The organism is Kocuria rhizosphaericola (assembly GCF_044462205.1).
GTDB lineage: Bacteria > Actinomycetota > Actinomycetes > Actinomycetales > Micrococcaceae > Kocuria > Kocuria rhizosphaericola.
Genome location: NZ_JBISWK010000148.1, coordinates 26,211 through 43,586, shown reverse-complemented (window position 1 = coordinate 43,586; position 17,376 = coordinate 26,211). Strand labels below are relative to the sequence as shown.

18 protein-coding genes are annotated in these 17,376 nt (G+C 74.3%); 9 read left to right on the top strand and 9 right to left on the bottom strand.

Translation table 11 applies throughout. The features are described from left to right. Nucleotides 1-136 precede the first annotated feature (136 nt). Nucleotides 137-811 (top strand): hypothetical protein, encoded by a 675-nt coding sequence (locus tag ACH9D2_RS15330; protein WP_396363682.1) that lies wholly within the window; start codon nt 137-139, stop codon nt 809-811. 144 nt (nt 812-955) lie between these two features. Next, complete coding sequence (locus ACH9D2_RS15325) at nt 956-1,846, top strand: oxygenase MpaB family protein (RefSeq protein ID WP_396363684.1); 891 nt, start codon at nt 956-958, stop codon at nt 1,844-1,846. Nucleotides 1,847-1,859: 13 nt separating this feature from the next. On the opposite strand, the gene ACH9D2_RS15320 is transcribed toward ACH9D2_RS15325, so the two are convergent. From ACH9D2_RS15320 to ACH9D2_RS15295, 6 genes are all read right to left on the bottom strand, one after another. Continuing rightward, nucleotides 1,860-3,629, bottom strand: coding sequence for a glycosyltransferase family 4 protein (locus ACH9D2_RS15320; protein ID WP_396363681.1), 1,770 nt, complete (start codon nt 3,627-3,629; stop codon nt 1,860-1,862). A 100-nt stretch (nt 3,630-3,729) separates the two neighbouring features. Beyond that, nucleotides 3,730-4,773, bottom strand: a complete 1,044-nt coding sequence (locus tag ACH9D2_RS15315; RefSeq protein WP_396363680.1) for an LCP family glycopolymer transferase — start codon at nt 4,771-4,773, stop codon at nt 3,730-3,732. A 135-nt stretch (nt 4,774-4,908) separates the two neighbouring features. Beyond that, complete coding sequence (locus tag ACH9D2_RS15310; protein WP_396363679.1) at nt 4,909-5,973, bottom strand: lipoate--protein ligase family protein; 1,065 nt, start codon at nt 5,971-5,973, stop codon at nt 4,909-4,911. A gap of 151 nt (nt 5,974-6,124) precedes the next feature. Beyond that, nucleotides 6,125-6,385 carry a type B 50S ribosomal protein L31 gene (locus ACH9D2_RS15305; RefSeq protein ID WP_058875018.1) on the bottom strand — a complete coding sequence of 87 codons (261 nt, stop codon included), beginning with the start codon at nt 6,383-6,385 and terminating at the stop codon, nt 6,125-6,127. 225 nt (nt 6,386-6,610) lie between these two features. Beyond that, nucleotides 6,611-7,156 (bottom strand): AMIN-like domain-containing (lipo)protein, encoded by a 546-nt coding sequence (locus ACH9D2_RS15300; RefSeq protein WP_396363678.1) that lies wholly within the window; start codon nt 7,154-7,156, stop codon nt 6,611-6,613. Between the two features lie 140 nt (nt 7,157-7,296). After that, nucleotides 7,297-8,142, bottom strand: a complete 846-nt coding sequence (locus ACH9D2_RS15295; protein WP_396363677.1) for a TrmH family RNA methyltransferase — start codon at nt 8,140-8,142, stop codon at nt 7,297-7,299. A 185-nt stretch (nt 8,143-8,327) separates the two neighbouring features. Here ACH9D2_RS15295 and ACH9D2_RS15290 point away from each other — a divergent pair, with 185 nt between their 5' ends. Continuing rightward, nucleotides 8,328-9,059, top strand: a complete 732-nt coding sequence (locus tag ACH9D2_RS15290; protein ID WP_396363676.1) for a hypothetical protein — start codon at nt 8,328-8,330, stop codon at nt 9,057-9,059. A gap of 74 nt (nt 9,060-9,133) precedes the next feature. Here the strand turns inward: ACH9D2_RS15290 and ACH9D2_RS15285 are convergent, their stop codons facing one another. Continuing rightward, nucleotides 9,134-9,985 carry a TSUP family transporter gene (locus ACH9D2_RS15285; RefSeq protein ID WP_396363683.1) on the bottom strand — a complete coding sequence of 284 codons (852 nt, stop codon included), beginning with the start codon at nt 9,983-9,985 and terminating at the stop codon, nt 9,134-9,136. 58 nt (nt 9,986-10,043) lie between these two features. Continuing rightward, nucleotides 10,044-10,829, bottom strand: coding sequence for an ATP-binding cassette domain-containing protein (locus ACH9D2_RS15280; protein WP_396363675.1), 786 nt, complete (start codon nt 10,827-10,829; stop codon nt 10,044-10,046). Between the two features lie 91 nt (nt 10,830-10,920). On the opposite strand from ACH9D2_RS15280, the gene serB reads away from it, so the two are divergent. From serB to ACH9D2_RS15250, 6 genes are all read left to right on the top strand, one after another. Further along, entirely contained in the window at nt 10,921-11,850 is a 930-nt protein-coding gene (serB, locus tag ACH9D2_RS15275) for a phosphoserine phosphatase SerB (protein ID WP_396363674.1), read from the top strand. A gap of 144 nt (nt 11,851-11,994) precedes the next feature. Beyond that, a complete protein-coding gene (locus ACH9D2_RS15270) occupies nt 11,995-13,794 on the top strand; it encodes a sensor histidine kinase (protein ID WP_396363673.1) in 1,800 nt (599 codons plus the stop codon). Then, complete coding sequence (locus tag ACH9D2_RS15265; RefSeq protein ID WP_396363672.1) at nt 13,791-14,456, top strand: response regulator; 666 nt, start codon at nt 13,791-13,793, stop codon at nt 14,454-14,456. Before ACH9D2_RS15270 ends, ACH9D2_RS15265 begins: the two co-directional genes overlap by 4 nt. A 43-nt stretch (nt 14,457-14,499) precedes the next feature. Further along, on the top strand, nt 14,500-14,775 hold the full coding sequence (locus ACH9D2_RS15260) for a hypothetical protein (RefSeq protein ID WP_396363671.1): 276 nt from the start codon (nt 14,500-14,502) through the stop codon (nt 14,773-14,775). A 100-nt stretch (nt 14,776-14,875) separates the two neighbouring features. Continuing rightward, the gene (locus ACH9D2_RS15255) at nt 14,876-15,703 is read left to right on the top strand and encodes a hypothetical protein (RefSeq protein WP_396363670.1); all 828 of its coding nucleotides are present in this window, start codon (nt 14,876-14,878) and stop codon (nt 15,701-15,703) included. 64 nt (nt 15,704-15,767) lie between these two features. Next, a complete protein-coding gene (locus tag ACH9D2_RS15250; RefSeq protein WP_396363669.1) occupies nt 15,768-16,526 on the top strand; it encodes an amidohydrolase family protein in 759 nt (252 codons plus the stop codon). Nucleotides 16,527-16,784: 258 nt separating this feature from the next. Here the strand turns inward: ACH9D2_RS15250 and ACH9D2_RS15245 are convergent, their stop codons facing one another. Continuing rightward, nucleotides 16,785-17,339: a dihydrofolate reductase family protein gene (locus ACH9D2_RS15245; RefSeq protein WP_396363668.1), complete on the bottom strand. Its 555-nt coding sequence runs from the start codon at nt 17,337-17,339 to the stop codon at nt 16,785-16,787. Nucleotides 17,340-17,376: the final 37 nt, after the last annotated feature.

Here is a 17,376-nt window from a genome sequence, read left to right as displayed (position 1 = left end):
CCGTCCGGCCCGTCCGTCGCCCCTGGTGAGGGGCTTGTTGTCCCCACAACGGAGGACGTCACACAGGACTTGGACCATGCGTGCACATCTATGATGAGGTCACTCCCCCGTTCCCACAGGAAGGCCCGACGTCAGCGTGGACTCCCCCCTCGACACCACGGTGGCACGCGTTCCGATCACGGTGCGCTGCCTCGGCGCCCACGGCCGGACCGTGAGCCTCTCGGCGCGCACGCTCGGCCGGGGCTCCACCGACCTGCAGGACCTGCTGCGCCGGGCCTACGCCGCCGTCCGGGGCGACTGCCCCTCCGAGACCGTCACCGTCGCCTTCCTGGAGGACTGCCAGGGCCAGCTGCAGCTGGAGTACCTGGTGGTCGGCCGCACGCGTCCGAGCCGCTGGCGCAGGAACCGCGAACGGCGCCGTGCGAAGGACATCCAGGCGGCGCTCATGGAGGCGACCATCGTGGTCACCCTCGCGGTCGAGACCACCGGGGCGGTCGCGGCCGCGACCACGGCCCGCTGGTCGGAGAGCGACACCCCTGACTTCGTCGACGTGGTCCTCGACGGCGAGCGCACCGTCCGGGTGCCCGGCGCCGTGCGCGGCATGCTCCGCGACGAGACCGTGCTGGAGCTGCTGCGGGGGACCCTGGCGATGTTCCTGGACGACGACGTCGAGCAGCTGGTCATCGGCAAGGACCCCGATCTGCCGGGCCGCTACCAGGAGACGGTGGTGACCCGTTCGCCGGCGCTGGTGCGCTTCCTCGAGGGCGCGCCCCTGGCCTCGCTGGAGACCGGGGGCCAGGAGAAGTCCTGACCGGCCCGGCCGGCCCGCCCCTCTCCCCCGCGCTGCCCGCCCTCGCCGCCCGCCCGCGCTGCCCGTAGCAGCGGATGTCGGAGGCACCCGCCATGATGGGGCGGCACGGAGCACCGGGGACAGGAGGAGGACGAGGTGGGACTGATGGCGCCGCTGCAGGACAGGCTGCGCACGACGTTCGCCGGCCAGGCGGACCGCGTGCCGGAGTGGGAGCTGGCGCTGGCCGACGGCGAGGACGCCGGGCACTTCCGGCCCGGTTCGGCGGTCTGGGCCGTGCACGGCTCGATGGCGACCATTCCCGCCGGCGTGCGCGCCCTGCTCACCCAGGCCCTGCACCCGGGGGCGCTGGCGGGCGTCGTCGAGCACTCCGACTACCGGAGGGACCCGCTCGGACGCCTGGCCGGGACCATCCGGTGGATCTTCACCGTCACCTACGGTGACACCGCCGCCGCGCGACGGGCCTCGGACCACGTCCGCCGGGTCCACGAGAGCGTGCGCGGCACCTACACCGGGGCTGACGGCGCGCGGCACCCGTACTGCGCGAACGACCCGGACCTCGCCGAGTGGGTCCACCTGGCCTTCACGGACGCCTTCCTGCGCTGCCACCAGCGGTGGGGCGGCGACATCCCGGGCGGACCCGACGCGTACGTGCGGGAGTGGGCCGTGGCCGGGCGCCTGATGGGCGTGGAGCGGCCACCGCGCTCCGAGGCGGAGCTGGACGAGCGCCTCCGTTCCTTCGGCCCGCACCTCGCGGGTGGGCCCGTGGTGGACGAGGTCGTGGCGTTCCTGCGCCGCCCTCCTCTGGACCCGCTGCTGCTCCCGGGCTACCGCGCCCTGTTCGCCGCCGTCGTGGACTCGCTGCCCGAGGACCGGCTGGAGCTGCTCGGTCTCGACCGTCCGCGGCTGGGCCCCGTGCCGCTGCCGACCAGGGGCCCCGCCGGGCTCACCCTGGCGGTCGTCGGCAGGGCCCTCGGCGAGACCGGCCCGAGCGAGGCGGCCGCACGCCGCCGCCTCGCCCGTCTCGGTCTGCTCTGAGACCGCGCCCTCCTCAGGCGGACGCCTCCTCGGACCCGGAGCGTCCCGTCAGGTGGTCGTAGGTCTCCGCGGCGGCCGCGGCCACGCCGTGCCAAGTCCGCCCCGGCACGGCACGACGCCGGCCCTCGACGCCCAGGCACCGGCGCACGGCAGGGCACTCGAGCATCATCCGCAGGACCGTCGCGAGGGTCTCGGGCTCCTCCGGCGGGGTCAGCATCCCGGTGATGCCGTCGGCCACGGTCTCGGCGAGCACGGGCAGCCGGGAGGCGACCACGGGGGTGCCGGTGGCCAGGGCCTCGACGGACTCGGTCGGGGCCGCGGCCCGGGTGACCGGGCGGTCCTTGCGCGCGACCACGAACACGTCGAACGCCTGGTGGTACTGCACGACCTGCTCGTCCGGGACCCGCCCCGCGAACCGGACCCGGCCGCCCAGGCCGAGCTGCGCGGCCAGACGCTCGAGCTCGGCCCGGGCCGGGCCGTCGCCCACGACCACCACGAGGAGCTCCGGCACGTCGACGGCCACGAGGGCGGCGGCGCGCAGGAGGTCGTCGAGGCCCTCGTGCTCCACCAGGTCCGCGACCGAGCCCACCACCCGGGCCGTCTCCGGCAGCCCCAGGACCCGGCGTGCCTCCCGCAGGGGGCGGGGATCCGCCAGGTAGGGACCGTCCACGGCCGGGGGCGCGACGCGGACCGGCACCGGGCCGGCGGGCAGGCCCCGCGTGAGCGCTCGCACCCGCTCGCGCATGGCGCGGCTCGCCGTCACGACGTCGGCCGCGGCGCCCAGGAACTCGGCCTCGCGGGCGCAGTCGAGACGGTGGCGCTCGCTCGTGGCGGCCTCGTCGGGGCGGGAGGCCGCCCACCGGTCGGCCGGCAGCTCCCGCACCTCGTAGACCCACGGGATGCCCAGCGCCTCCGCCACCGCGCGGGTCACGAGAGCGTTGCCGGGGCGGCTCGTGGTGTGCAGCACCGCGGGCCGCGCGCGGAGCGCGAGCTCGAGCAGCGCCTGCGCCTCCTGCTGCAGTCGTGCCGTGGGGGTGAGCGCCCGGCGTGCGGGCAGGAGCTGGTGGTAGGAGACGCCGTCGAGGACCTCGGCGGCCACGCCGTGCGCCCTGCTCTCGGGGGGCACGGGACCGGGGCGCGTCACAGCGGTCACGGTCCAGCCCTGGGCCACGGTCGCGGAGAGCAGGGAGTGGGTGCGCAGGGCGCGGCGCCCCCGGGCGCGTGGCGGGGCCTCGGCGAGCACGTGGAGCACGGACGCGGGCTCCGGGCCGTAGCTCACCACCGGGGTGAGGGCGGGCCGCCAGCCGGAGAGCAGCCGCAGCTCGTCCTCGTAGTGGAGCAGCCGGCGCCGCTCCCCCGGTGTGGCCCGGCCGGCGGCCACGGCGCGCCGCAGCTCGACCACGGCCTCCGAGATCCGGCCGACGTGGCGGTGCCGGCGGGCCGTCGTGCCCGCGAGGTCCCTGGTGCCGGGCGGCACCTGCGCCAGGAGCCGGTCCGCCTCGGCCACCCGGCCCGCGGACAGGGCCGCCTCGGCGAGGCGGCGGGCCGTGCGCGGGGCGGGGCGACCCCGGCGGGCGCGCCGGAGCCGTGCCTCGAGCCGCCTCTCCGCGCCGGCGTCCGGGCCCAGCGTGCGGGCCACGGCGGCCCCGGCCTCGGGCCAGGGACTGCGCAGCAGGGCGCGGGCGGCGGGTCGCGCGGCGCCGGTGGGGAGGGTCCGGGCCGCGGGCAGCCAGAAGGCCTCGGGCTCGTCGTCCGGGCTGAAAGGGCGGGGGGTGTGCGGCATGGCCTTCTCGCGGGGGTCAGAAGGGGCCGTCCCGGTCGATCACGGGGCGTGCTGCGGGCGGGGGAAGACGTTCCTCGCCGGTTCGGGGGTCGGCGGGGAACTACTGATCGTCAGGGTTCAGCGTAGCAAGATATCGGCCGAGTTCGTCCGCCGAGATGGCCGCGCCGATCTCCGCCATCGCCTCGAGGTCGGGAACGACGACGGACTGCCCGTCCGGGGACACCCCGAGGCCGAGCTGCGGTGCCGTGGTCATCTGCAGGTCCCCGGCGGAGAGGCCGACCAGGTCGGGGGCCAGCCCGGCGATCCACGCCGAGTCGAGTCCCTCGCTCACTCTCAGGTAGGGCGAGAAGTCGCTGACCACGGTGTGCATCCGGACGGGGTTGAGCAGCGTCTGCCAGCCGAGCAGCCGCTCCAGCACGGCCCGGACGTAGCTGCGCTGGTTCTCCACCCGCTGGAAGTCACCGCCCTCGAAGGCCTTGCGCTCCCGGACGAACTCGAGGGCCCGCTCCCCGTCCATGTGCTCGGGGCCCTGCTCGAAGGTCATGCCCTCGTTGGAGACGAAGTCCTGGGGCACGTCGATCGTGACCCCGCCCAGGGCGTCGGTGAGGGCCTGGAAGCCGGCGAAGTCCACCTCGGCGACCTGGTCCACGCGGGTCCCGACGAGGCCCTCGACCGTCTCGACCATCAGGGGGACGCCGCCGAGGTCGAGCGTCGCGTTGATCTTGGCCTCGCCCACCCCGGGGATCGGTACCCATGTGTCCCGCAGGAGGGACATGACGTAGGCCTCGCCGCCGTCCTCGGGAACGTGCACCAGCATGATGGTGTCCGCCCGCTCCCCGACGACGCCCACGTCCGCCCGCCCGCCCGGCAGGCTGTCGGCGCCGAGCAGCAGCACGGTGGTGCCCCGGTCCTGGGCGGAGCCCGCGGCGGGCCGCCCGGTCTCGGCCGGGAACGCGTCCTCGACGACCTGCTTCCGGGCGTCGAAGGTCCGTCCCAGGTTCCAGACGAAGGCCCCTCCGGCCAGGGCGAGGACCAGCACGAGGCCCAGGAGCACCGGCAGCGCGCGTCGGACGGGGTGCCGGCGGTTCCGCGGAACCGCCTCGCGGGCGGCTGCAAGGGCGGCGTCGCGGTCGTCGACGGACATGGAGGGCTCCCGGTGCGGTGGGCGGCGGAGGCCGGTCCCGGAGCCTGCCGGGGCCGGCGTTCGTGCCGCTCATGCTAGGCCTCCGTTGCTCGGAGGTTGCTGGGAGCGCCGGCCCGGAGAGGTGCCGCGAGCGGCTCAGGGCACCCGGGCGATCCACTCCGGGGTGGCGAACTTCGTGGCCACCAGCTCGCGGGCGGCGGCGAGCTCGGTCTCGCGCACGGCGCCCTCCGCGGCCCCGTAGCGTCCTGCGAAGACCTCCATGAGCTTGTCCACGACGTCGGCTCGGGCCATGCCGGTCTGCCGGCGCAGCGGGTCCACGCGCTTCTTGGCCGAGCGGTGTCCCTTGTCCGAGAGCTTCTCCTTGCCGATCCGCAGGACCTCGGTCATCTTCTGCGCGTCGATGTCGTAGCTCATGGTCACGTGGTGGACCATGCCGCCGCCCGCGAAGCGTTTCTGCGCGGCTCCGCCGATCTTGCCGTGCTCGGTGGCGATGTCGTTGAGCGGGACGTAGAACGCCTCCAGCCCCATCTCCTGGAACGCCTGCATGACCCACCGGTCGAGGAACGGGTATGACTCCGAGAAGCTCAGGCCGTCCACGAGCGTCTGCGGCAGGTACAGCGAGTACGTGATGCAGTTGCCCGCCTCCATGAACATGGCCCCGCCTCCGGAGACGCGGCGCACCACCGAGATGCCGTGCCGCCGCGCGCCCTCCGCGTCCACCTCGTTGCGCAAGGACTGGAAGGACCCGATCACCACGGACGGCTCCTCCCAGTCCCACAGCCGCAGGGCGGGGGGACGCCGGCCGGCGCCCACCTCGCGGGCGAGGACCTCGTCGAGCGCCAGGTTCTCCAGGGTGGGCCGGACCGTGGGCGGGATGACCTCCCACGCGTGGTCGTGCCAGGTCGTGGCGTGAGCCAGGGCCCGGCGGACCGCGGTGGCGATCGCCTGCGGGGAGAAGCCGAACAGCACGACGTCGTCCGCGAGGGCCGCCTCGACGGCCGCGACGATCTCCTCCTGGGAGGCGTGCTCGCCGAGCCCTGTCAGCGCGGCGTTGATGTCCTCGAGGGCCTCGTCGGGCTCGAGGAAGAAGTCCCCGTTGACGGAGACGTCGGTCAGCCGGCCGTCGACCACGGTCAGGTCCGCGACCACGAGCTTTCCGCCCAGCACCTTGAACTCCCCGTGCCGCCGCTCCTGCGTCATCCGCGTCCTCCCGTCATTTCTGCTGGTCGTTCCCGCTGGTGGCCCCTGCTGCCGGCCCCGGGTCAGCCTACGCCCGGGGACGACGCAGGCCCGGACCGATGCGGTCCGGGCCTGCGTGCGATCGTGCGGGGCCCCGCGAGCGGGACGAACGTCAGCTGCTGGACTTGCCGAAGTTCTTGAAGCGGGCGTTGAAGCGCTCCACGCGACCGGCGGAGTCCATGATGCGCTGCTTGCCGGTGTAGAACGGGTGGGACTCCGAGGAGATCTCGACCTCGATGATCGGGTACTCGTTGCCGTCCTCCCACGTCTCGGTCTTCTGCGAGGTGGCGGTGGAACGGGTCAGGATGGTCTTGCCGGAGGCCAGGTCGCGGAAGAGGACCGGGTGGTAGTCCGGGTGGATGTCAGTCTTCATGGGATTCAAACCTTCTGTTGGTGCCTGGATTTTGCCAGCCACGGTTTCGCTCGGTGGGCGGTGCTCCGTCGTCGTCCGTCCGCGCGGTTCGAGAAGGGCGGGGGCATCGGGCACCAGCGGTCCAGCGTACCGGATCTCCGGGGATAATTCACGGGCCGTCCCGCACGCCGGGGGCCCGGTGCGGGCCGGGCCCCCCGTGCGGCAGTCACCGGTGGTGGGACAGGCTCACCACCGGTGGGCGACGTCGACCACGAGCCGCGTCTTGTTCCCCGGACCGTCCAGCACGAAGACCCGGTACGGGAGCCTCGCGCGGACGCCGAGGCCGATGGTGGTCTGCCCCTCGAAGCTGCCGGCCCACGCCACCTGGCGGAACGTCCGGTACCCGCTGACGTCCACCACTTCCTTCCGGTTCTTCGGGAAGTAGGTGGCCTTGCCGTCCTTGTAGGCAGGTGCGTGGACGATGATCCGCAGATCGGCCGCTCCCCGCAGGGGAACCGCCTTGCCCGATCCCTGCTCGGCGACGGCGGTGTACGCCACGTTGTACCCCGGGACGTCGCCGCCACGGAGGTCGACGACCAGACGGTCGAAGCACGCGTGCCGACCGGATCGTACGTCGGTGATCACATCGCCCGTGTACACCTTCGAGTACTCCGGGGTGGACCCCCACCGGATGCCGCAGTACGGCTCCGCGGCGCCGGCACTGCTGGGGACGACCAGCCCCAGCCCCATGGCCAGCACCAGTGCCGCCAGCCATGAGATCAACTTTTTCATGACGTTCCTTCTCGCTCCTCCGTCCGCGCCCGGCCGCCGGCTGGTGCCGCGGTGTGAAGGACCGGGCCTCGCAGACCCTTCAAGCGTAGGTTTCGCGATCGCCAACGTCACCGCTCGGAGTGCATTTGGGGGCCGAACCGTTACGACGCGGGCGCCGTGCGCTCCTGGACGCCGGGACGGGTCTCCCAGAACGCCACGGCCGAGGCGGCGGCGACGTTGAGGGAGTCCACGCCGTGGGACATCGGGATCCGGACGGTGAGATCCGCGTGGTGGACGGTGGCGGCGCTCAGCCCGTCCCCCTCGGTGCCGAGGACCAGGGCGAGTCGCTCGTCCCGGCGCGCGGCGAGCTCCTGGAGGGTGATCGAGTCCTCGCTCAGGGCGAGCGCCGCCGTGGTGAAGCCTGCGTCCTTGATCCGCTGCAGGTCGGCGGTCCAGTGCTGCAGCCGGGTCCACGGGACCTGGAACACGGTGCCCATCGAGACGCGGATGGACCGGCGGTACAGGGGGTCGGCGCAGCGCGGGGTGACGAGCACGGCGTCGACGTCCAGCGCGGCGGCCGAGCGGAAGATCGCTCCCACGTTGGTGTGGTCGACGATGTCCTCGAGGACCGCGATCCGGTGGGACGACGCCAGGAGCTGCTCCAGTGCCACGGGCTCCGGGCGCTGCATGGCCGCGATCGCCCCACGGTGCAGGTGGAAGCCCGTGATCTGCTCGAGCACGTCGTCGTCGCCGACGTACAGGGGCACGTCCGGATGCTCTGCCAGCACGTCCGCGAGGTCCTCGAGCCACTTGTCGGCCATGAAGAAGGACCGGGGCGAGTGCCCGGCCGCGAGCGCCCGGCGGAGCACCTTGGAGGACTCGGCGATGTACATGCCGCGCTCGGGCTCGAGCCGGCGCCGCAGCTTGACGTCGGTCAGGCGGGCGTAGTCGGCCACTCGGGGGTCGTCGGCGCTCTCGAGGCGGATCAGGTGGGGGAAGTCGGTCACGGGGTCTCTTCGTGGTCGGGGCGTGGCGGACGTGTCGCGGACGGGTCGCGGACGGGTCGCGGACGGGTCGCCCCGATCGTAGCCGGTGCCCTGGGGAGGACTTGCTCGCGGCCGGGGTCGGTGACCGTTGCCCCGGCGGCGGGCGGGGCCTACGCTCGCCCCAGGAGAAGGGGAGCGTGGTCGTCATGGCGGACATCCGGACCCGCGTCGCCGCGGTGGAGGACCGGGCGCAGCTCCCGCCCGGGCAGGAGGAGCGGTTCTCCGGCTACGGGGTGATGGGGCTGCCGTTCCGCTCCGGGCACGTGCTGGCCCTGCGCCGCTTCCCGGTGACGTCGGTGGGCCCGGGGTACACGTCGGTCTGGTGGCGCGACCCGGCCGGGGCCTGGACCATGTGGACGGACGCGGACCCCGGGCTCTCCTGCCCGCGCTACTTCGGCAGCGCCCTCTCGTCGGCGTCCGTCCACCGGATCTCGATCGACTGGAGCGACGAGCGCAGCTTCACCGTGACCGTCGGGGACGGGGTCGGTCTCGTCTGGGAGGTGCGGGTCGGGGACACCCCGCTCACGCGGCTGATGTCCGGGGTCTCCGGCGCCCTGCCGCAACGGCTGTGGCGCGGCCGCCGCTTCCTGCGGGCCGTGGGCGCGGCGGCCGGCCCCTCGTTGCGGGCGGGCCGGATCGGCCTGGTCGGCGAGGTCCCCAACGGCCAGTCGTTCCGGGCCGCCCCCCGGCGGATGTGGTTCGTGCAGGACAGCCGCGCCACGCTGGGCGGCGCGGACCTGGGCTCGATCGGGGCGCTGACGGAGCAGGCTCGGCTGCGGGACTTCTGGATCCCCCAGCGGGGCATCTTCATGATCGGCTCCGCGGTGTTCGAGCCCTTCGACCCCGCCCGGCACGTGACGGCCACCTCGTCCGGCTGACCTCGACCGCCCGAGCGTGTCCGGCCGGGCGTGTGCGGCCGGGCGCCGGCTCGTCGCGGTGCCGGCGGCGGCTCTCAGAGCAGCCGGGACACCAGGTTGACGAGGGCCACGACGCCCAGCACCACGATCACGGTGCGCAGCACGACCGGGGAGAGCCGGCGGCCGATCTTGGCCCCGGCCCAGGAGCCCACGGTGGAGCTGACGGCGATGAGCAGCACGACCCACCAGTTGATCCGGTCGAGGGCGAACAGGACGTAGGAGACCGCGGCCACGATGTTCACCAAGGCCACGAGCACCACCTTGACGGCGTTGGCGGCCTGCAGGGAGGCGAACAGGAACACGCCCAGGATGCCCAGCAGCAGCACTCCCTGGGCGGCCACGAAGTAGCCGCCGTAGACGCCGGCCAGGAAGACCAGGGCGTACAGGGACACGGGCTGCGGGGCGCGGTCCGGGTCCAGGCGGCGCGGGGCGGTCTCCCCGCGGGCGCGCGCCGCCGCGGCGGCGGCCTCGGCCTGCTCCTCCTTGCGCCGGCGCACCAGCGCCTGGAGCCGCGGCTGGAAGATCACGAACAGCAGGGCCACGACGATCAGGACCGGGGCGGCGTAGCCGAACACGGCCTCCGGCAGGCGCAGCAGCAGGGCCGCGCCGATGACGCCGCCGACCACCGAGAACGGGACCAGCTTCAGGAGGGTCCGTTCGACGCCCTTGAGCTCGTGGCGGTAGTGCCAGGCACCCGTGAGGTTGCCCGCGATCAGGCCCATCGCGTTGGACATCGACGCGGTCACCGGCGGCACGCCCATCGTGACCAGCACGGGGAAGGTGACGAGGGTCCCGGAGCCCACGATCGTGTTGATCAGCCCCGCCCACACCCCCGCGAGGAGGATGAGCCCCACCTGCCACCCCTCGAAGGGCAGGCCGGCGAGCAGGCCGGTGACGAGCTCGCTGACGTTCTCCACGGCCGGGGTCACGGACACGGACGCCGGGTCAGGACCGGGCGAACGCCGCGTAGCGGTTGCCGACCCGCACGAGCTTGAGGGGCAGGCCGAACGTCTCGGAGAGGTTCTTCTGGGTCATGACCTGCCGCACGGGCCCGGAGGCCACGACCCGTCCCTCGCGCAGCAGCAGCGCGTGCGTGAAGGCGTCGGGCACCTCCTCCAGGTGGTGGGTGACCATGACGACGGCCGGCGCGGCCTCGTCCCGGGCCAGCTCGTCCAGCCGCGCCACCAGGTCCTCCCTGCCGCCCACGTCGAGACCCGCCGCGGGCTCGTCGAGCAGCAGCAGCTCGGGATCGGTCATCAGTGCCCGGGCGATCAGCACGCGTTTGCGCTCGCCCTCGGAGAGGGACCCGAAGCGGCGCTCGGCCAGGTGGTCGATGCCCCACGCGGCCATGAGCTCCTGCGCCTGGGCCTCGTCGGCGTCGTCGTAGTTCTCGACCCACCGCCCGGTCACGCCGTAGGCGGCCGTGACCACACAGTTGCGCACCGTCTCCGCCTCGGGGATCTGGGCGGCGAGCACCGTGGAGCTCAGGCCGATCCGGGGCCGCAGCTCGAAGACGTCCACCGCGCCGAGGATCTCGTCGAGGATGTCCACCATCCCGCGGGTCGGGTGCAGCCGGGCCGCGGCGATGGACAGCAGCGTGGTCTTGCCGGCGCCGTTGGGGCCCAGCACGACCCACCGCTCGCCTTCGTTGACGACCCAGTCCACGGACTCCAGGAGGGTCTTCTGCCCACGGACCACACTGACGTCCACCATCTCCACCACAGCACTCATACCGGCCACTGTAGGGCACCGGCGGCGGCGGTCCCCGCCCCGGCGCCCGTCTCCCCGCGGGCGCGTCCGGGGGCATGGATACACTGGCCGCATGACCACCGACCTCGCCGTGATCGCGTTCGCCCAGAATCCGGACCCGGAGGCCCGTGAGCGCATCCTCTCCCTGGTGCAGGACGCCGGCGCCGAGGTCGAGCGGTTCTCCGCCGTGCGGGTCACCGGCCCCGGCTCCGCCGGCCCGGACTCGCGGGTCCCCGGCTACAACGCCTTCACCGCCCACGTGGCCGGGTCGGACGCGACCGCCCTGCTCGCGGCCCTGCGGCCCGACCCCCTGCACCAGATGCTGCCCGGGGTGGACGTCAACGTGGTGCCCACCACCCTCTTCGACCCGGGGCGCAAGAAGCTGCTCATCATGGACGTGGACTCCACGCTCATCCAGCAGGAGGTCGTCGAGATGCTCGCGGCCCACGCGGGCCGCGAGGCCGAGGTCGCCGCCGTGACCGAGGCGGCCATGCGCGGGGAGCTGGACTTCACCCAGTCCCTGCACGCGCGGGTCGAGACCCTCGCGGGCCTGCCCGCGTCCGTGGTCGAGGAGGTCCGGGCCGCGGTGCGGCTCTCCCCCGGCGCGGACGTGCTCGTCAAGGCGTTCCTGCGGGAGGGCCACGCCGTGGCTGCCGTCTCGGGGGGATTCCTGGACGTCCTCACCCCGCTCGCCGAGGAGCTGCGGCTCACCCGGCACGCCGCCAACGCCCTCGAGGTCGTCGACGGGAAGCTCACCGGCAAGGTGCTCGGCGAGGTCGTGGACCGCACCGTCAAGGAGCGCTGCCTGCGGAGCTGGGCCGAGGAGCTGGACGTCGCCCCCGAGGACGTCATCGCCGTGGGCGACGGCGCCAACGACATCGACATGCTCAGGGCCGCCGGACTCGGCGTGGCCTTCAACGCCAAGCCCGCCCTGCGTGCGGCCGCCGACGCCCAGGTCAACCTGCCGAACCTGGACGCGGTCCGCTTCTTCGCCAACCTCTGACCCTCCGCCCCCTCGCCCGAGCACCTCGGCGACCCGTGGCCGCCGCTCCCGGAGCACGGCGGTGGAGCACCTCAGGGACGTAGAGTGGTGCGCACCACGCGCGGCGGTCGCGCACGAGACCACGCCCGGCCACGAGGAGAGACAGTGACGGCACCCGGTGCGCCCCGGCAGCGCCCCGGCTTCCTGGCACGGATGACGCTGCTGCACCTGGCCGTGGTGACGCTCGTCGTCGCGCTGTGCGGGGGCGTCTACGGGTGGCTGACCTACGAGCGACTGGGCCGGGACGCCGAGCACCAGGCCCTGTCCATCGCCCGGGCCGTGGCCGCCACCGACGACGTCCGCGCGGGCGTGGCCGACCTGGTCGAGGCCGGCCCCGAGGACCTCGACCCGGACGTGCTGGCGCGGGGGTCCCTGCAGTCCTCCGCCGAGGAGGTCCGCCGCCGCACGGAGTCCCTCTTCGTGGTGATCACCGACGACACCGGGCTCCGGCTCTCCCACCCCAACCCCGAGCAGCTGGGCCGACCCGTCAGCACGGACCCCACCGAGGCCCTGGCCGGCCGGGAGGTCACCAGCCAGGAGCGCGGCACCCTCGGGCACTCCGCCCGGGCCAAGGTCCCGGTGTACGCCCCGGGAACGGACGCCGCAGTGGTGGGAGCGGTGAGCGTCGGGATCTCCCGCGAGGACGTGCTGGCCAGCCTCCGGCAGGACATCACCCCTGTCGCGGCCACCGCCGTCGGCGCCCTGGGCCTCGGCGCGGCCGCCTCCGCGGCGATCGCGCGCCGGCTCAAGCGCCTCACCCTCGGGCTGGAGCCCGAGGAGATCGTCGCGCTCGCCCAGGACCAGGAGGCGGTGCTGCGCGGCGTCGACGAGGGCGTCATCGGCGTCTCGCCCGAGCACCGCATCACGGTGGTCAACGCCGAGGCGGGGCGGCTGCTGGACGTCGCGGAGCCCTCCCGGCTGGTGGGCACCCCCCTGGCCGAGGCAGGTCTGCCGGCGTCCTTCCCCGCCCTGCTCGCCGCGGCGAGCCCGGCGTCCCCGGCCGTGGAGCAGGTCGTCGGACGGCGCGTGCTCATCCTCTCGGCCCGCGCCGTCCGGCCCGCCGGCCCGGGGCTGCCACCGCTCGGCTGGGTGGTGCTGGTCCGGGACCGCACCGAGCTGCAGTCCCTGACCCGCCAGCTGGACGCCGTCGGCGCGCTCAGCACCGCCCTGCGCGCCCAGCGCCACGAGTTCGCCAACCGCCTGCACACCATCTCGGGGCTGCTCGCGATCGGCGACGCCGGGGAGGCCCGCCGGTACGTGTCCGAGGTGACCGAGACCGGTCCCCTCAGCTATCCGGCCGAGCGGGCCGAGCTTCTGCGCGACCCCTACCTGCAGGCGTTCCTGGGCGCCAAGAGCGTCGAGGCCGCCGAGCGCGGCGTGAGCCTGCGCATCGGCGCGGACACCCTGGTCCGCGGCCGGGTCACGGACCCGCAGGACGTCACCACCGTGATCGGCAGCCTCGTGGACAACGCAATCCGCGCCGCCGTCCAGGGCGAGGCGGAGGACCGCTGGGTCGAGGTCGAGCTGCTCGACGACTGGACCGGCGGGGAGGGCACGCTGCACCTCGTGGTGGCCGACTCCGGCGACGGGCTCCCCGTGCAGGATCCCGAGCCGATCTTCGCCCAGGGCTGGTCCACCGCCGTCCCGGCCCCCCGCCCCGGGAACGACGGCGGAGCGCAGTTCGACCGGCTGCCCGACGTCCACGGCCAGGGCTTCGGCCTGTCCCTGAGCCGTGAGCTGGCCCGCCGGCGCGGCGGGGACGTGTGGGTGGCCGATCCGGGACGCCCCGGAGGGCCGGGAGCCGTCTTCTGCGCACGCCTGCCCGGTACCGTGGTCCGCGAGCCCGGGCCCGGGGCCGACGTCCGCGGGGAACCGTCCGCCGGTGCTTCAGGAGGTGCAGGATGAGCGACGACCTGGTGGTCCTCGTGGTCGACGACGACTTCCACGTGGGACGGCTGCACGCGGGATTCGTGAACGCCGTGCCGGGCTTCACCGCGCTGACGCCGGTGGGCACCGCCGAGCAGGCGATGCGCACCGTGCACGCCCATCAGCCCGACCTCGTCCTGCTGGACGTCTATCTGCCCGACGCGCTCGGGCTGGACCTGCTGCGGGCCCTCGACGTGGACGTCATCATGCTCACCGCGGCGGCCGACCCGGCCTCCGTGCGGACCGCCGTCCGCCGCGGCGCGCTCGCCTACCTCATCAAGCCGTTCCCGAACGAGCGGCTGGCCCGCACGCTGCGGGCCTACTCCCGGTACCGCCGGCTGCTCGCCGACCGGGACGCGCTGACGCAGGAGACCGTGGACCGCGCCCTGCACGCCCTCCACCCCGGCGAGACCGCCTCCCCCGGTGAGCGCACCCGGTCCGCGACGGAGGCCTCGGTCCTGGCGGCCCTGGAGCCCGGGGTCCCGCTCCCCGCCGCGGAGATCGCCCGCAAGGTCGGCATCTCCCGGGCCACGGCCCAGCGCTACCTCTCCGCGCTGGCCGAGGACGGCTCGGTCGAGATCCAGCTGCGCTACGGGAGCACCGGCCGCCCTGAGCACCGCTACGGGCCGGCCGCTCCCTGAGGCTTCAGGTTCATGCTCAGGGCCGGTCCCTAGACTGCTCGCCATGGCCAGCAGGGCACGACCGGAACCACAGGACCACTCTCTCTCCTGGCCGGACGAGATCTGCGACGACCCGGTGGCGGAACGGGCGAGGCTGTTCGCGCTGAACCTGCGGGCGGCCGTGGGATCCCGGCCCCTGCGCGAGGTCGGGGCGCTCACCGGCGTCGACCACACGGCGCTGTCGCGGATCCTGGACGGTCACGTCTGGCCGGACGGCTACACGATCGCCCGCCTGGAGGTCCGGCTGGGGATCAGCCTGTGGCCCCCGTTCGAGGAGTGACCCGCACGGCCCGCCGCACTCCGGCCGCTCGGTCGCCGCGCCCCGGGCGGCAGCCGGAGGCCGTACCAGGCGCCGGAGGGTCCCGCGTAGAGTCGGATCCATGGCAGCAACGCTCTACGAGTGGATGACCCCGCAGCAGGCGGACGAGGCGCTGCGGCGCTTCGTGGCCGAACGCGTCCCGGCGCTGCAGCGACTGCGCAGCGCCCTGGCCGACCACGACCGCGCTCCGGGCGCCCTGCTGGACGGCACGCTCGAGTCGGTGGCGCCGGTGTGGGAGCGGATCGCCGGCCGCTGCGCCGAGCTCGGCGTGGCCCCCGAGACGCTCGAGAACGACCCGACCCGGGACTCCTGGCCCAGCTGGGCCAGGCACGGCAAGCTCGTGGACCCGCATCCGCCGGCCCCGACGCTGGCGCTGCTCGACGGCTTCGTCAGCTATCTCGCCGAGGTGCTCGTCGCGGCGGTGCCCGGCGCGCACTGGCGGATCGGGGAGCACCGCATCAGCGACCACCCGCTGCTCAACTACCCGGTGCTCGCCACCGACCACCACCAGGTCTTCCTCCCCGCCCTGCCCCTCTACAGCGCCTATCAGTCGGCCCACGGCCGCGACCCGATGGACGGGCCGGAGATGCTCGCCCACACCCGGCGGACGATCTCCGCGCTGCGCCGAGCGGCCCCCGGGGTCTCCCAGGAGCCGCTGGTGAGCGTGGTCGCCGAGGTCGGCTGCTTCGACGTGGGGCTGCGGACCGACATCGTCGAGCAGCACCCCGCCCTGCTGGAGCGGCTGGTCGCCGAGCTCGTCGACCGGGACGGAGTCGGATCGGTCCACCGGTACGGGCCGGCCGCGCTGGTGGTCGACGTGCCGGACTGGGACGAGCTGCGGCTGAAGCTGTGGTTGACGCTGTGGCTCCAGCGCCACCTCCCCGGATGAGCCCCCGCCCCGCCGCCGCTCCCCCGGCCGGGGGACCGAGGACGGCACCGGGGACGAGGACGCCGTGATCGACGCCCATCTGCACGTGATCGACCCGCGGTTCCCCCTGGTGCCGAACCAGGGGTACGTGCCGCCGTGCTTCACGGTCGAGGACTACCGGCGGCGGGTCCGCGGGCTGGGCGTGGTGGGCGGGGCGGTGGTGAGCGGCTCGTTCCAGGGCCACGACCAGAAGTACCTGCGCACGGCGCTGGCGGAGCTCGGCCCGGGCTTCGCCGGCGTCACCCAGCTGCCGTCCACGGTCCCGGACGAGCAGGTGCGCGAGCTCCACGGGGCCGGGGTGCGGGCCGTGCGCTTCAACCTCCGCCGCGGCGCGGACGCGGACCCGGCCGGCATCGAGCGGCTGGCCCGGCGGGTGCACGACCTCGCCGGGTGGCACGCCGAGTTCTACCTGGACGCCGCCGCCCTGGAGCACCTCGCCCCCGTGCTGCGGCGGCTGCCGCGGGTGGGCGTCGACCACCTCGGCATGAGCGCGTCGGGGATGCCCCGGCTGCTCGAGCTCGTCGGGCAGGGCGTGAAGGTCAAGGCCACGGGGTTCGGCCGCGTCGAGCTCGACGTGCGGGAGGCGCTGCGCCGGATCCACGCCGTGGACCCGACGGCGCTGCTGTTCGGCACCGACCTGCCGAGCACTCGGGCGGAGCGCCCGTTCCGGGACGAGGACGTCGGCCTGGTCGTCGAGGCCCTGGGCCCCGACGCCGCGGCGTCCGTGCTGCACGACAACGCGGCGGCCTGGTACGGGCTGCCGCGCCCGTCCGCCGCCCGCTGACCGCCCGGCCCGTCGCCCGGGCTCCGCGCCGGGCCGGAGTCAGCGGGAGGATCCCGGAGGACACGACGGTGTTCATCTCGTCCGGAAGTTCCCGCGACCACGACCCGAAGGCCGTCAGCGCGTGCTCCCACTGCACGCGGCGGTCACGAGCTCCGCGGAGACCAGGTTGTCGGTGGTCAGCCCGTGGGTGCGGGTCAGCCAACCGATGCCGTGGCAGGACGTGCCGTCCGCGGCCCGCGGCCCGACGACGAGGTGTGACTACTCGGGCCACACCTGCCGGTCCGGGCCCTGCAGGACGTAGCGCAGCTCCACGGCGCCGCCCTCGAAGTGGGTGGTGCGCTGGAGCCGCAGGTCGCGCGCCGCCTCGGTCGGCAGCACGGGATGGCCGCCGCCCAGGACGATCGGCATGTACGTCAGCCACAGCTCGTCGAGCAGCCCGGCGTCCGCGAACTGGGCCGCGAGCTGCCCGCCGCCCACCACCCACAGGTTCCGCCCGCCCGCGGACGCCACCACGGCCTCGGCGTGCAGCGTCACGGGCCCGCTGAGGAAGTGCAGGTCCGCCCCCGCCAACCGCGGCAGCTCGCGGTGCGTGAACACCCACACCGGCAGGTCGCCGTAGGCCCATTCCCCCTGGTCCAGGACGAACTCGTACGTGCTCGCCCCCATCGCGAGCGCCCCGACGTCGGCCAGGAAGGCGTCGTAGTGCTCCTGGTAGGCCTCGAAACCGTACTGCAGCAGCCAGTCGAGGTGGTTCTCCCGGTCTGCGATGTACCCGTCGGCGCTGGCCGCCACGTAGTACTGCGTTCTGCTCATGCGCACCAGGTTACGCACCCCGCCGGCGGCTTCCCAG

Excerpts from the sequence above, each read along its gene's own strand:
- ACH9D2_RS15280 (WP_396363675.1), bottom strand. The coding sequence starts at position 10,829 with ATGAGTGCTGTGGTGGAGATGGTGGACGTCAGTGTGGTCCGTGGGCAG.
- ACH9D2_RS15245 (WP_396363668.1), bottom strand. The coding sequence starts at position 17,339 with ATGAGCAGAACGCAGTACTACGTGGCGGCCAGCGCCGACGGGTACATC.
- ACH9D2_RS15325 (WP_396363684.1), top strand. The coding sequence starts at position 956 with ATGGCGCCGCTGCAGGACAGGCTGCGCACGACGTTCGCCGGCCAGGCG.
- ACH9D2_RS15255 (WP_396363670.1), top strand. The coding sequence starts at position 14,876 with ATGGCAGCAACGCTCTACGAGTGGATGACCCCGCAGCAGGCGGACGAG.
- ACH9D2_RS15290 (WP_396363676.1), top strand. The coding sequence starts at position 8,328 with ATGGCGGACATCCGGACCCGCGTCGCCGCGGTGGAGGACCGGGCGCAG.
- ACH9D2_RS15305 (WP_058875018.1), bottom strand. The coding sequence starts at position 6,385 with ATGAAGACTGACATCCACCCGGACTACCACCCGGTCCTCTTCCGCGAC.
- ACH9D2_RS15310 (WP_396363679.1), bottom strand. The coding sequence starts at position 5,973 with ATGACGCAGGAGCGGCGGCACGGGGAGTTCAAGGTGCTGGGCGGAAAG.
- ACH9D2_RS15320 (WP_396363681.1), bottom strand. The coding sequence starts at position 3,629 with ATGCCGCACACCCCCCGCCCTTTCAGCCCGGACGACGAGCCCGAGGCC.
- ACH9D2_RS15300 (WP_396363678.1), bottom strand. The coding sequence starts at position 7,156 with ATGAAAAAGTTGATCTCATGGCTGGCGGCACTGGTGCTGGCCATGGGG.
- serB (WP_396363674.1), top strand. The coding sequence starts at position 10,921 with ATGACCACCGACCTCGCCGTGATCGCGTTCGCCCAGAATCCGGACCCG.
- ACH9D2_RS15315 (WP_396363680.1), bottom strand. The coding sequence starts at position 4,773 with ATGTCCGTCGACGACCGCGACGCCGCCCTTGCAGCCGCCCGCGAGGCG.
- ACH9D2_RS15260 (WP_396363671.1), top strand. The coding sequence starts at position 14,500 with ATGGCCAGCAGGGCACGACCGGAACCACAGGACCACTCTCTCTCCTGG.
- ACH9D2_RS15265 (WP_396363672.1), top strand. The coding sequence starts at position 13,791 with ATGAGCGACGACCTGGTGGTCCTCGTGGTCGACGACGACTTCCACGTG.